The 13,848-nt window shown below is 59.2% G+C and carries 13 protein-coding genes and 1 pseudogene; 3 read left to right on the plus strand and 11 right to left on the minus strand.

All coding sequences use genetic code 11. The annotated features are described in order from the left end of the window. Positions 1-273 precede the first annotated feature (273 nt). From ACYZT7_RS02035 to ACYZT7_RS02055, 5 genes are all read right to left on the minus strand, one after another. A complete protein-coding gene (locus ACYZT7_RS02035; RefSeq protein ID WP_462039748.1) occupies positions 274-1,038 on the minus strand; it encodes a hypothetical protein in 765 nt (254 codons plus the stop codon). A 478-nt stretch (positions 1,039-1,516) separates the two neighbouring features. After that, complete coding sequence (gene tcyN, locus ACYZT7_RS02040) at positions 1,517-2,272, minus strand: L-cystine ABC transporter ATP-binding protein TcyN (RefSeq protein ID WP_462039749.1); 756 nt, start codon at positions 2,270-2,272, stop codon at positions 1,517-1,519. A 4-nt stretch (positions 2,273-2,276) separates the two neighbouring features. Then, the gene (gene tcyL / locus ACYZT7_RS02045) at positions 2,277-2,942 is read right to left on the minus strand and encodes a cystine ABC transporter permease (RefSeq protein ID WP_033058489.1); all 666 of its coding nucleotides are present in this window, start codon (positions 2,940-2,942) and stop codon (positions 2,277-2,279) included. Beyond that, positions 2,942-3,736, minus strand: a complete 795-nt coding sequence (tcyJ, locus tag ACYZT7_RS02050) for a cystine ABC transporter substrate-binding protein (RefSeq protein ID WP_462039750.1) — start codon at positions 3,734-3,736, stop codon at positions 2,942-2,944. Before tcyJ ends, tcyL begins: the two co-directional genes overlap by 1 nt. Positions 3,737-3,969: 233 nt before the next feature. Then, positions 3,970-4,962 carry a D-cysteine desulfhydrase gene (locus tag ACYZT7_RS02055; protein ID WP_462039751.1) on the minus strand — a complete coding sequence of 331 codons (993 nt, stop codon included), beginning with the start codon at positions 4,960-4,962 and terminating at the stop codon, positions 3,970-3,972. A 192-nt stretch (positions 4,963-5,154) separates the two neighbouring features. Here ACYZT7_RS02055 and epsC point away from each other — a divergent pair, with 192 nt between their 5' ends. Next, the gene (epsC, locus tag ACYZT7_RS02060; RefSeq protein ID WP_046045486.1) at positions 5,155-6,081 is read left to right on the plus strand and encodes a serine O-acetyltransferase EpsC; all 927 of its coding nucleotides are present in this window, start codon (positions 5,155-5,157) and stop codon (positions 6,079-6,081) included. Between the two features lie 425 nt (positions 6,082-6,506). Further along, positions 6,507-8,462: a choline transporter BetT gene (gene betT, locus ACYZT7_RS02065; protein ID WP_462041729.1), complete on the plus strand. Its 1,956-nt coding sequence runs from the start codon at positions 6,507-6,509 to the stop codon at positions 8,460-8,462. 28 nt (positions 8,463-8,490) lie between these two features. On the opposite strand, the gene ACYZT7_RS02070 is transcribed toward betT, so the two are convergent. After that, positions 8,491-8,751, minus strand: a complete 261-nt coding sequence (locus ACYZT7_RS02070; protein ID WP_462039752.1) for a hypothetical protein — start codon at positions 8,749-8,751, stop codon at positions 8,491-8,493. A gap of 66 nt (positions 8,752-8,817) precedes the next feature. Then, positions 8,818-8,943, minus strand: a pseudogene (locus tag ACYZT7_RS02075) (3-ketoacyl-ACP reductase); the annotation flags it as partial. Positions 8,944-9,097: 154 nt separating this feature from the next. Here ACYZT7_RS02075 and mgrA point away from each other — a divergent pair. Next, entirely contained in the window at positions 9,098-10,135 is a 1,038-nt protein-coding gene (gene mgrA / locus ACYZT7_RS02080; protein ID WP_462039753.1) for an L-glyceraldehyde 3-phosphate reductase, read from the plus strand. A 125-nt stretch (positions 10,136-10,260) separates the two neighbouring features. Here mgrA and tauD read toward each other — a convergent pair whose 3' ends face one another. Genes tauD through tauA form a run of 4 tightly spaced genes read right to left on the minus strand, consistent with a single transcriptional unit; the run spans position 10,261 to position 13,777 of the window. Further along, entirely contained in the window at positions 10,261-11,103 is an 843-nt protein-coding gene (tauD, locus tag ACYZT7_RS02085; RefSeq protein WP_462039754.1) for a taurine dioxygenase, read from the minus strand. 55 nt (positions 11,104-11,158) lie between these two features. Continuing rightward, a complete protein-coding gene (tauC, locus tag ACYZT7_RS02090; protein WP_462039755.1) occupies positions 11,159-11,992 on the minus strand; it encodes a taurine ABC transporter permease TauC in 834 nt (277 codons plus the stop codon). Then, positions 11,989-12,783 carry a taurine ABC transporter ATP-binding subunit gene (tauB, locus tag ACYZT7_RS02095; RefSeq protein ID WP_462039756.1) on the minus strand — a complete coding sequence of 265 codons (795 nt, stop codon included), beginning with the start codon at positions 12,781-12,783 and terminating at the stop codon, positions 11,989-11,991. Before tauB ends, tauC begins: the two co-directional genes overlap by 4 nt. A gap of 16 nt (positions 12,784-12,799) precedes the next feature. Beyond that, positions 12,800-13,777 (minus strand): taurine ABC transporter substrate-binding protein, encoded by a 978-nt coding sequence (tauA, locus tag ACYZT7_RS02100; protein WP_462039757.1) that lies wholly within the window; start codon positions 13,775-13,777, stop codon positions 12,800-12,802. Between the last annotated feature and the right edge of the window lie 71 nt (positions 13,778-13,848).

A 13,848-nucleotide genomic window follows, 5' to 3' on the forward strand; every position in this document is an offset into this window, starting at 1 on the left:
CGGACCATACCTACCTCACATCTCATGGAAGCGCCGCGAGGGTTGCGGCGAACGAAAACAAGAATGTCCGGTGGTCCGGTGCATATACCCTAAGCGTGTATAAAAAATTAATAAACTAACTTTTAGGAATATGCATAGAAGGGGCTTCAATAGGCTGAGCGCGGACCCTGTGGGAGCGAGCTTGCTCGCGAAAGCGGTGTGTCAGGCAACATTGATGTTGACTGACACGGCCTCATCGCGAGCAAGCTCGCTCCCACAGGTTGGGCGGTGTTTTCACTTCTTGCGGGGTTCGGCGGCCATGAGCATTTCTTTCGGCCGGGCATTCAAGTAGGGATTGGCGCAGCCAATTTTCAGCCTGCGCGGCGGTGCCCAGCGCGAGTTGTTACCCACCCGGTCGAGGATGCAGTAAGTCACTTCCAGCCGCAGGTCTTCGCCGGCTTCGAGAATGATCGCCGCAGGCACCCAAACCTGGATCGGCTGGCCGACATCGCTTGCCTTGAGTCGTGGCAGATCCATACGTACATCGCCCCAGCGCAGGGTGATTTCGTCGTCGGCGGCCATGTTCAGGTAAGGCTCGATGGTCAACGGAACCCCGCGCTTGATCTGGTTCGGATTGACCCCCTGACGGCGAATGGTCTCGGGGATGTTCACGGGCTCCAGACGCTGGTTTTCATCGCCGCACAGCGCAGACGGTTGGCCACCGGGGCAGTCGAGTTTGATCTGCACCCGTCTGGCGGCTGACAGGGTTGGCCCTTGCCCGATCTGCATGATCCGGTAGTGAACGCGCGAGGTGCCATTGGCGATAAAGCTCTCGGGCACACGCAGTTGGACCGGTTGGCCGATATCGTTGGCCGTAAGCACTCTGGAGGCTACGTAGCAGTTATCCCAGAACAGTTCGATCAGGTCGCCTTCGTCCATGCCGGGGTAGGGCGCCACGTCGATCAGCAGGTGAGCCGCCGAGGTGATGTTGATGCAGGTCTTGTGAGATTGCGCCAGGGTCGGGGCCGCAAGTTCGGGTTTGTTCGAAGTACTTGTCATGGGTTTCTCCTTGAAGCCTGCAGCGAAAGTCCGTTTCTGAAAGTTCGAAAGGTGTGAATTGCCGAGCAACAAAACTGTTCACTATTCTCGAATTGAATAATGAATAAGTGCGAGATTCGACGCCTGTTGAAGACTAGATAAGAGTGCGCTTGAGTAGGTGTCAATAGAGCTGGCTAGTTAAGTTTGGAATCTAGAGTTATTCAGAAAAGTCCTACGCGTTGAAGTTAGTAAGCTGCACCGTTCTGTCGAACTTTGCCGCGATTTTATGGGCTTTTGAGTGCGTTGTGGACGGCGAGATCAGCTCGGTGAGAAGGCTGGTTTTGGCGAATTTTAGGCGAGGTTAATCTGTTGCAGTACATAGGTATGTACCGCACGCAGCGTTGAATAAATATCTATTGTCCGGAAGGGCCGAGAGATCTTATTAACGGGGTAGTTATCACTTCCATCCATGGAAGTTAATAAGGGGTGAGGCGATGTTTCAGTGGTGAGCGTTATTCAAGAACTTGCTGAGGAACTGTTTGGTCCGCTCTTCTTTCGGATTGGCAAACAGCGCCTTGGCTTCGCCTTGCTCGACGATCACACCCTTGTCGAAAAACACCACACGGTTCGCCACGTCCCGGGCAAAGCCCATTTCGTGGGTGACGATGACCATGGTGCGTTTCTCCTCGGCCAGGCTGCGGATGGTCGCCAGCACTTCACCTACCAGTTCCGGGTCAAGTGCCGAGGTCGGTTCATCGAACAGAATCACTTCCGGCTCCATCGCCAGCGCGCGGGCAATCGCCACACGCTGTTGCTGACCACCGGAGAGACGACGCGGGTAAGCGTCTTCCTTACCCGCCAGGCCGACCCTGGCCAAAAGCTTTTTACCCAGGGCAACAGCTTCGGCACGCGGGATTTTTTTCACCACGATCGGGCCTTCGATGACGTTTTCCAGGGCGGTGCGATGGGGGAACAGGTTGAAGCTCTGGAACACGAAACCCACGTGCTGACGCAACCGTCGTACCAGGCTCTGCTGCTGGTTCAACGGGCGGCTGCCATCGATCTCGATGTCACCGACCTTGATCCGGCCGCTGGTGGGCTCTTCCAGAAAATTCAGGCAACGCAGGAACGTGGTCTTGCCCGAGCCACTAGGCCCGATGATCGCCACCACCTCACCTTCCTTCACTTGCAGATCGATGCCGTTGAGCACCACTTGACCCTTGAACTGCTTTGTCAGTTTTTCCACGACAATCATTGGGTCAGGACTCCAGGTCGTGCCGATTGACCCGTGCTTCCAACTGGTTCTGCAGGTGCGAAAGCACCGTGGCCAGAATCCAGTAGATCAGCGCGGCGGCAAGGTACATGGTGAAAATTTCAAAGGTACGGGCGGTAATCAACTGCGCCTGACGGAACAATTCCGGCACCTGAATGGTGGCTGCCAGCGCGGTGTCCTTGACCAGCGAAATGAAGCTGTTGCCCAGCGGTGGCAGAGCCGTGCGCATCGCTTGCGGCAGGATGGCCCGGCGCAGGGTCTGCGCGCGGGTCATGCCGATACTCGCGGCGGCTTCCCACTGGCCACGCTCGATGGAGCTGATCGCGGCACGCAGGATTTCGCAGGCATAGGCCGCCATGTTCAGCGAGAAGCCGATCAGGGCTGCCGGCAACGGATCAAGTTCGATGCCCAATTGCGGCAAACCGTAATAGATCACGAACAGTTGCACCAGCAACGGCGTGCCGCGAAAGAACGACACGTAGATGCGGGCGATCCAGCTCACCAGTTTGAAGCGCGACAGGCGCATCAACGCCAGGCCGAAGCCCATCACCAGGCCGAAGAACATCCCGCCCAGGCTCAGGATTACCGTGTAATACGCGCCCTTCAGCAGGAAGGGCGCGGAGTCCAGCGCAAGTTGGAAAGCTTCTTCCATTATTTAGTGACGTCAGCGTTGAAGTATTTTTCCGAAAGCTTTTTCAGCGTACCGTCGGCACGCAGCTTGTCGATGGCTTTGTTCACCGCGGCCAGCAGCTCAGGCTCGCCTTTGCGCAGGGCAATGCCGGCTTCCTGGCGGGAGAACGCTTCGCCGGCGGCGGAGGTGTCCTTGGCCTTTTTCGCGTATTCCAGCGCAGCGAGGCGGTCGATCAGAATGGCGTCAATGCGGCCGACGCGCAGGTCCTGAAACTTGGTCGGGTCATCTTCGTAGGTGCGCACGTCCGCGCCCGGCACGTTGGCTTTCACCCACTGTTCGTAGTTGGTGCCCAAGCCTACGCCGACTTTCTTGCCGGCCAGATCGGCGGCGGTCTTGATGGTGTCTTTGTTCTTGGTCAGGGTCAGCGCCTGAATCCCGGAAACGGTGTACGGCTCGGAGAAGTCATACTTCTTCTTGCGCTCGTCCGAGATGGTCACCTGGTTGATCACCGCGTCCAGACGCTTGGATTCCAGCGCTGCGAGGATGCCGTCCCATTTGGTCGGTTGCAGTTTGACCTTCACGCCCAGCTCTTTGGCCAGGGCTTCGGAGAACTCGACTTCGAAGCCAGCCAGCTTGCCGTCGGCGTCGACGAAACTGAACGGTGGGTAAGTGCCTTCCAGGCCAACGTTGATAACGCCAGCGTCTTTGATTTTTTGCAGCTGCTCACCGGCAACTGCTTGCCCCAACAGACCGGCGCTCAGCGCCAGGCCCAGCGAACCAACCAGCAGGTTTCGACGTAGTACGGAAAAATTCATGACAAGCCCCTGTGTTTTCTTATGGAAGACGCTTTAGGAATGTTGGCAAATTCGGGATTTGAACGACTGCGATATCCTGCCCTAAAGCATCGTATGCGTCTCGCTGCAAATTCGACTGCGGCGCGACTATATGACGAGGCTTTTAGATAAGAAAATAATGAATAATCAGTTTGTTATTCTTTTATTGCATATGTGTTCAAGATCGTTCCCACGCTCTGCGTGGGAACGATCGCTTATAAAAAGTCTTTGTAGGCAAACAGTGCCGGTGCCCCACCGGTGTGCAAGAAGATTATCGGGCCGTCATTGAAGCGCTGGCGGCCGATGCCATCGAGCAAACCCGCCATGGCCTTGCCGGTGTAGACCGGATCGAGCAACAGCCCTTCCTGACTCGCCACCAGCTTCACCGCCGACAGTGTCCCGGCATTCGGCTCGCCATAGCGCGGGCCGAAATACTCGTCCCACAACTCGACCTTGAAACTGTCTGGCAGGCTCATTCCCAGCAGCTCGGCAGTACGTTCGGCGAGGTCTTGGACTTTCGGGCGCTGATCTTCATCGCTGCGGGAAACCGTGACACCAATCACTGGCAAATCCGGCAGTACTTCACTCAATGCCAGCGCCAGACCGCTGTGGGTCCCGGCACTGCCCGAGGCCAGGACCACGGCGGCGAATGCCAGCCCGGTGTCCTTGATCTGCTCGGCCAGCTCGAGCCCAGCGCGCACATAACCTAACGCGCCCAATGCATTCGAGCCACCAATCGGCACCCGATACGGCTTCTTGCCATTGTTGCGTAGACGGTCGGCCAGAGCCTGCAATTGCTCGTCGGCGTTGTCGAGGTTTTCCACCAACTCGACCTTGGCATCGAACAGGTCCAGCAGCAGTCGATTGCCGTTACCGACATAGTTAGCGTCGTCGGTACCCAATGGGTTTTCCAGCAGCGCTATGCAGCCCAGGCCAAGCTTGGCCGCAATGGCGGCAGTCTGGCGCACATGGTTGGACTGAAGCGCCCCTGCGGTAATCAAGGTGTCGGCACCTTGTGCCAGCGCATCGGCCGCCAGGTATTCGAGTTTGCGCAGCTTGTTGCCGCCCATGGCCAGCGGCGTCAGGTCATCACGCTTGACGTACACATCGCGGCCCAGCCAGGTCGACAAGCGTTCGAGTTTTTCCAGGGCGGTAGGATGACCGAGCAGGTCGAGACGGTTAAAGCGGGCAAGCTTTTGTTTGATCATGGGGTCCGTACTGGCGGAGGGAGATGACAGGACTATAGGCACGCCTATTTAGCGGGGCAACCGGCATTCGACTTATACCCAAAAGTGCTGAGCACAGCACAATCGGTTCTTAATTCGCCTTCCAGGCCATGCCGTAGAGTAATTGCCAATAACGCGGCCAGGCAGTCCGGCCGCCCGTGAGGAGTTTTTACCGTGAGCGAGCGTTCCAGTCATTGGCAACTGCAGACCATCGTCAGTCAACTGCGCACGGCGCGTGACCAGTGGCGCGTACAAAACGGCCGCGCCAGCACCGAACAGGGGGGGCGTGAGTTGCCTTCCCGAGCGGCCATGGCGGAGATTCTCGAAGCCCTCTGTGGCGCGTTGTTCCCGATGCGCCTCGGCCCGGTGGATCTGCGCGAGGAGAGTGAAGACTTCTACGTCGGCCACACGCTGGACGTTGCGTTGAACGCGTTGCTGGCTCAGGCGCGACTCGAATTGCGCTACGCCGCTCGCCACAGTGCCCAGGCCGATACTGAGGTCGAGGCCAAGACCATTCAGATCATTCAGGACTTCGCCCTCGCATTGCCGGGGCTGCGCAGTCTGCTCGACACCGACGTGCTGGCGGCCTATCACGGCGATCCGGCGGCTCGCAGCGTTGACGAAGTGTTGCTGTGCTATCCGGGGATTCTGGCGGTGATTCACCATCGTCTGGCCCACCATTTGTACCGCGCCGGATTGCCGTTGCTGGCACGGATCAGCGCGGAAATCGCCCACTCGGCCACCGGCATCGACATTCACCCTGGCGCGCAGATTGGTCGCAGCTTCTTCATCGATCACGGGACGGGTGTGGTGATCGGCGAGACCGCCATCATTGGTGAGCGTGTGCGGATTTATCAGGCCGTGACGTTGGGCGCCAAGCGCTTCCCGGCGGATGAGGACGGTCAATTGCAAAAGGGGCAGCCGCGACATCCGATTGTCGAAGATGACGTGGTGATTTATGCCGGTGCGACGATTCTGGGCCGAATCACCATCGGCAAGGGCTCGACCATTGGCGGTAATGTCTGGCTGACCCGCAGCGTGCCAGCGGGGAGCAACCTGACTCAGGCGAATCTGCAGCATGATGACGGGACGCAGAAGTAAGCCCGAAATCTTCGCTGACTGACCTGCCCTCATCGCGAGCAAGCTCGCTCCCACAGGTTTCTCTGTCGTTCACAATTAATGTGTTCACCCGAGATCCCTGTGGGAGCGAGCTTGCTCGCGATTGGTTTTAAGGCGAACACGAATACTGGCATTTAGCTAATTTCCCACTGAACGAATCCCCCAAACCCCGCGTCATACCCATCCTTGAGCTAGCGTACGAAAGGTACCGCCGAGCTTTGCGATTAGTCCTTAGCACCCTATTCATGTTTAACTTGAACGCTCATTCAAGTTAAACCGTCGGTTTGCTGCCCGCTCACAACAGGAGGCTTGCCTTTGCCGAGTCCGTTACTGATTGCCCTGTTTCACCCCCTTGAGGTGCGCCTTTCATGAGTGCACCTTCCACCCCTCCAAGCGGCCAGGTCCGCATGAATCCGCCGGTGTTCTACTTTGCCGCGGGTTTCATTCTGTTGTTTGGCATTGTGGTTATTGCCTTGCCTGAACAGGCCGGTGCCTGGCTGCTGGAAGCGCAAAACTGGGCGGCCAACACGGTCGGCTGGTATTACATGCTCGCGATGACCCTGTATCTGGTCTTCGTGGTGGTCACCGCCTTGTCTGGCTACGGCAAGATCAAGCTCGGTGCCGACCACGACGAACCCGAATTCAGTTACCTGTCCTGGGCCGGCATGCTGTTCGCCGCCGGGATCAGCATCACGCTGTTTTTCTTTTGCGTGTCCGAACCGCTGACCCATTTGTCGCAACCACCGCAAGGCGAGGCAGGCACGGCGGATGCGGCGCGTCAGGCAATGCAGATTCTGTTTCTGCACTGGGGCCTGCATGGCTGGGGTGTGTTCGCCTTCGTCGGCATGGCCCTGGCCTACTTCGCTTATCGACATAACCTGCCACTGGCCCTGCGTTCGGCGCTCTATCCGCTGATTGGCAAGCGCATCAACGGCCCCATCGGTTACGCGGTGGATGGCTTCGGCATCATCGCCACGGTGTTCGGCCTCGGCGCCGACATGGGCTTTGGCGTGTTACACCTCAACTCGGGTCTGGACTACCTGTTCGGCATCGCTCACACCCAGTGGGTTCAGGTCGGCCTGATCACGCTGATGATGGGCGCGGCGATCATCGTTGCAGTGTCTGGCGTCGACAAAGGCGTGCGGGTGATGTCCGACATCAACATGCTGCTGGCCTGCGCGCTACTGCTGTTCGTGCTGTTCGCCGGCCCCACTCAGCACCTGCTCAACACGCTGATCCAGAACATCGGCGACTACCTCGGCGCGTTGCCGATGAAGAGTTTCGACCTCTACGCTTACGACAAACCCAGCGACTGGCTGGGCGGCTGGACGGTGTTCTACTGGGCCTGGTGGATTGCATGGTCGCCGTTCGTGGGCCTGTTTATCGCACGGATTTCCCGTGGCCGAACCATTCGCGAATTCGTCTTTGGCGTGCTGCTGATTCCGCTCGGCTTCACCCTCGCGTGGATGTCGATCTTCGGTAATAGCGCCATCGATCAAGTCCTCAACCACGGCATGAGCGCCCTCGGCATGTCGGCCATCGATAACCCGTCGATGACCCTCTACCTGCTGCTGGAAACCTATCCGTGGAGCAAAACGGTCATCGCGGTGACGGTGTTCATCAGCTTCGTGTTTTTCGTGACCTCGGCCGACTCCGGCACGGTGGTGTTGTCGACGCTGTCCGCCAAGGGCGGCAACCCCGATGAAGACGGGCCGAAATGGTTACGAGTGTTCTGGGGGGCAATGACGGCGCTGGTGACCAGTGCGCTGCTGTTCTCCGGCAGCATTGATGCGCTGAAGTCAGCTGTGGTGCTGACTTCGTTGCCGTTCTCCATGATTTTGCTGCTGATGATGTGGGGGCTGCACAAAGCGTTCTATCTGGAGTCGCAGAAGCAGATCGCGCAACTGCATTCCCTGGCACCGGTATCAGGATCGAGACGTGGCGGCTGGCGTCAACGCTTGACTCAGGCCGTGCATTTCCCATCTCGCGATGAGGTTTACCGCTTCCTCGATACGACGGTGCGCCCGGCGATTGAAGACGTCTCGGCGGTGTTCGTCGAGAAGGGTTTGAACGTGGTCACTCAACCGGACCCGGCCAACGACAACGTCAGCCTGGAAATCGGTCACGGCGAGGAGCATCCGTTTATCTATCAGGTGCAGATGCGCGGCTACTTCACGCCGTCCTTCGCCCGTGGCGGCATGGGTTCCAAGGAACTCAACAATCGCCGTTACTACCGCGCCGAAGTGCATTTGAGCGAGGGCAGTCAGGACTACGATCTGGTGGGTTACACCAAGGAGCAGATCATCAACGACATTCTCGATCAGTACGAACGGCACATGCAGTTTTTGCATTTGGTGCGTTGATCGAGAACCGGTGGCGCCGGGCCCTTTTTCAGTTCTCGGCGCTCAACACCATGAACAGCACCATCGCCGCCACCGGCACGCCGAATACGGCGCTGCCGACTACCAGCTCCGTGCTAAAGGGCTGGCCAGCACTGACCATGCCGACTGCACCGTTGATTAACGTCAGCGCGAACCACAGCACGACAAAGCTGTAGGTCAGGGTCTGGCGGCTGAAACCGATTTTCTCGCCGATGAACAGCATCAGCGCCAGCAGGATCAGGCCGAAGGTGATGATGATGGTGGTGTGCATGGTGTGTTCCGCCCTTCAAATGTGTGTTGCCTTTGAGTCGGCACTGCGGTGTCAGTGTGAGCTTAGTTAAACCAGCCCGCCATTAACCCGCAAAATCTGCCCGTTGACCCAGATCGCTTCGGAGCCGACCAAGGACACGACGCGGGAGATGTCTTCTGGCTGCGCCAGACGTTCCAGCGGTGGCATCTTGGCGCCTGCGCAAATACGGCGAACCGAAAAGTCTCGATCATCTGTGAAACGTTTCAGCATTTTCTCGAGTCAGAGGTTTATCGGCGTTTGTCTGGGCGTATGCTGGGCAACTGCGAAGCAGTCGATACCCAATTCAAGACAGACAAGAGAGGATTCGATGACCTACACCGCTGCCGAAAACCGCTATGACTCCATCCCTTACCGCCGCGTGGGGCGCAGCGGGCTGGTGCTGCCGGCACTGTCTCTGGGCCTGTGGCACAACTTTGGCGACAGCACGCCGATCGACACCCAGCGTTCATTGCTGCGTACCGCGTTTGATCTCGGCATCAACCATTTCGACCTGGCCAACAACTACGGCCCGCCGTATGGCAGTGCCGAGATCAATTTCGGTCGTTTGCTGCGCGAAGACTTCAAGCAGTATCGCGACGAGCTGATTATCTCGAGCAAGGCCGGTTGGGACATGTGGGCCGGCCCTTATGGTCAGGGCGGCGGGTCGCGCAAATACGTGCTGGCCAGCCTTGATCAGAGCCTGCAACGTCTGGGCCTGGACTACGTGGACATCTTCTACTCCCACCGCTTCGACCCGGACACGCCGTTGGAAGAAACCGCCAGCGCACTGGCCACCGCGGTGCAACAGGGCAAGGCGCTGTACATCGGCATCTCGTCCTACTCGGGGGTTAAAACTCGTGAAATGGCTGCGTTGTTGAAAGAGTGGAAAGTCCCGTTGCTGATTCACCAACCGGCTTACAACCTGCTCAATCGTTGGGTGGAAAAAGACCTGCTCGATACGACGGACGAACTCGGTACAGGCGTGATTGCGTTCACGCCGCTGGCTCAGGGTTTGTTGACTGACAAGTACCTCAATGGTGTGCCGGCGGATGCGCGGGTCAATCGTCCGGGTGGTGGTTCGTTGCAGACATCGCACCTGTCCGAAGCCAACATCGCTCATGTGCGTGCGTTGAATGAGATCGCCAAGCGTCGCGGTCAGAGTCTGGCGCAGCTGGCATTGGCGTGGACGTTGCGCGATCCGCGCGTGACTTCGGCGCTGATCGGTGCGAGCCGGCCGGAGCAGATTATCGAGAACGTCGGGGCGTTGAAAAATTTGAGCTTTAGCGCGGAGGAATTGGCGGAGATTGACCGGTTTGCTCAGGAGGGTGGGGTTAATCTTTGGGAGAAACCTTCGACGGCTGACTAACCCCCGATTTGATCGTTCCCACGCTCCGCGTGGGAATGCCTCCCGTGACGCTCCGCGTCACAGTGGACGCGGAGCGTCCATGGCTGCATTCCCACGCAGAGCGTGGGAACGATCGGGCGATCGGCTTACTGAAAAAACGGGACATCCCCCAGCACCGTCGCCCGCTGCATGACCCGCCGCGCCGGCCGGTAATCATCCACGGCGTAATGCTGTGTCACGCGGTTATCCCAGAACGCCACGTCGTCCTTTTGCCAACGCCAGCGGATCGTAAACTCCGGCCGTGTCGCGTGGGCAAACAACAACTTCAGAATCACTTCGCTTTCGGTCTCCGAGAGCTCATTGATCTTCGACGTGAAGCCTTCATTGACGAACAATGAGCGGCGCCCGCTCACGGGGTGCGTGCGGATCACCGGGTGTGACAACGGCGGATTCTTCCTGCGCGCTTCTTCCCACTGGGCCAACGCTTGCGGCGTGCTGCCATAACGCTCCAGCGGAAACGAGCGGGTGAAGTCGTGGGTAGCCGTCAACCCTTCGAGCAAGGTTTTCATCGGCGCGGACAACGCTTCATACGCCGCGATGCCGCTGGCCCACAGTGTGTCGCCACCGAACTCCGGCAGCAGCTTGGCGCTGAGTACTGCGCCCATGGCCGGGGTCGGCAGGAAGGTCACGTCGGTGTGCCAGATGGCGTTGTCGCGCACGTCGGTGACGGCGGTGTCGAGGATCAGCACTTCGGGCTGTTCCGGCACATTCGGGTAGATCGGGTGAATGTGCAGGTCGCCGAAATGGGCGGCGAATCGCGCTTGTTGCTGTGGCTCGATTGGCTGGTCGCGGAAGAACAGCACCTGATGCTTGAGCAACGCCTGCTCGATGGCGTCGCGCTGTTCCAGGTTCAGCGTCTGGCTGATGTCGACGCCGCTGATTTGCGCGCCTAGGGCGGAGCTGAGGGGGACGATTGTCAGGTGGCTCATGGTGGTTCTCTTCAATCCGGGGCGCCGAGCTGTCGGCATGGTCAATGACAAGTCTTTAGTGAGCCTGGCCATGCCACGGCACCAGTTTGCGTTGCAGCGCGCGCAAGCCCATTTCCATGGCGAAGGCGATCAACGCGATCACCAGAATTCCCAGCACTACCACATCGGTGACCAGGAACTGCGCGGCCGACTGCACCATGAAGCCCAGCCCGCTGGTGGCGGCGATCAATTCGGCGGCAACCAGCGTCGACCAACCCACACCCAATCCAATCCGCACACCGGTCAAAATGTCCGGCAACGCACTCGGCAGAATCACATGGCGAATCAGCTGCGCCCGGGTCGCACCTAACGACTGCGCCGCGCGCAACTTGGCCGGGTCGACCGTACGCACACCGGTGGCGGTGGCGATGGCAATCGGGGCGAAAATCGCCAGGTAAATCAGCAAGACTTTCGACAGCTCACCGATGCCGCACCAAATCACGATCAGCGGCAGATAAGCCAAGGGTGGGATAGGGCGGTAAAACTCGATCAGCGGATCGAGAATGCCGCGAGCGATGCGGTTGTGGCCGATGGCGATGCCGACCGGCACGGCGGTCAGCACCGCGAAACCCAGGCCCAAACCGATTCGGCTGAGACTCGCGCCCAAGTGCTGCCACAAGGTCGAATCCATGTAGCCGGTGGTCACCAGCAGCCAGCCTTTTTGCAGCACGGCGGAGGGTGGTGGCAGGAACAGCGGTTCGATCATCCCCGTGGCGGTGACGGCCCACCAAATGACCACGAGCGCGATCAGCGTCAGCAGACTGATCCAGCGAGTACTAAGGCTGCGTCGAACAGGAATCACCGTCGAGTTCGGTTTGACCGTGACGGCCGGAATCTCATAGCTGCTCATGCGCGCTCCTGCCGCAGGACGGTGCTGCGTTGGGAGAACACTTTCGCGAGCACGTGTTCGCGGGTTTCGATAAAGCGCGGGTCGGACTTGATCGAGCGTGCCGACTCACCAGCGGCGTAACGCTGACCGAAGTCCAGGCTCAGGCGCTCGACGATTTGCCCAGGGTTTGGCGCCAGCAGAATCAGGTCAGTGGCGAGGAACACCGCTTCTTCAATGTCATGGGTAATCAGAAAAACCGGCTTGGCGGTGCGCTGCCAGACTTGCAGCAGCAGCTCCTGCATTTGTTCACGGGTGAAAGCATCGAGGGCGCCGAAGGGTTCGTCCATCAGCAAAACCCGAGGGTCGGCGGCGAGGGCGCGAGCCAGACCGACACGTTGTTTCTGGCCGCCCGAGAGTTGCCAGATTCGGCGACTTTCGAAACCGGAAAGGTCCACCAGGGCGAGCATTTCCCGCGCGCGGATTTCGCGTTTGTCCCGGGAAATGCCGGCCAGTTCCAGACCGAAACCGACATTGGCCAACACGTCCTGCCAAGGCAGCAGCGCATCGTCCTGGAACACCACGCCGCGTTCGGCGCTCGGGCCTTTGACCGGCACGCCATCGAGGGTGATCCGCCCGGCGCTAGGCTCGACGAAACCGGCAATCAGGTTCAACAGCGAGGTCTTGCCACTGCCGGACGGGCCGAGGGCGACCAGCAATTGCTGGGGCCCAAGGCTCAGAGAAATATCCGCCAGCACAGGTTCCGCTGCACCGGGGTACTGTGCGCTGATGCGCTCCAGTTGTAGCAAAGCCATCGCAGTTAACTCCCGATCAGTTGGTGATGTACTTGGCGCTGACGTAGGGGGCGTAATCCGGCAGCACGGCCTCGACCTTGCCTTGTTCCTTGAGGAACGCGGCGGTGTCGGTGATGGCCTTGGTGGTCGGCGCGCCGAGGGTGATCACCTGATCAGCCGCCAGCGGGTAGACGTTGCCTTGCAGCAACAACGGAATGTCGCTGGCCTTGGCGCCGGAGAGTTTCACCAGCTTGTCGACGTTGCTTTGGTTGGCGAGCCAGGCCTTCGGGTCTTTGCGGTAGTCGGCGTAGGCATCCAGAGTCACTTTAGCGAACGCGGTCACGATCTCCGGGTGCTTCTCGGCGAAGTCTTTACGCACGATCCAGGCATCGAAGGTCGGCGCGCCGAACTTGGCCAGTTCGCCGGAGGTGATCAGTACTTTGCCGTTTTCCTTGGCCACACCGAGCGCTGGGTCCCAGACGTAAGTGGCGTCGATGTCACCGCGTTTCCAGGCGGCGACGATCGCCGGTGGTGCGAGGTTGAGGACGGTGACTTTCGACGGGTCGATGTTCCAGTGCTTCAGGGCGGCCAGCAGGCTGTAGTGGCCGGTGGAAACGAACGGCACGGCGATTTTCTTGCCAATCAGGTCCTGCGGAGTTTTGATCCCGGAACCGTCCCGAGCGACCAGGGCTTCAGCGGCGCCGATCTGGGTGGCGATGAGGAAGGTTTCTACCGGGACCTTGCGGGTGATTGCAGCCGTCAGAGGGCTGGAGCCGAGGTAGCCGATCTGCACGTCGCCGGAAGCGATGGCCGCGATGATGTCGGCGCCGTTGTCGAATTTGCGCCAGTCGATTTTAGCGTTGGTGGCTTTTTCGTACGCACCGTCGGCCTGGGCGACTTTCGCCGGGTCAACGGTGGTCTGGTAGGCGACGGTGACGTCAGCCGCCTGGGCAAAGAAACTCACCGCAGCCAGAGACGCGGCCGCCAGGAGGCGAAGGGGGGAAGTCAGTTTCATAGAGAAGCTCCTTGTCAGGCGACCGAGAGTCGGCGTGAAAGGAGACTAAATGATCTAAGAATCAGAAAATA

It is taken from the genome of Pseudomonas sp. RT4P38 (assembly GCF_054897765.1).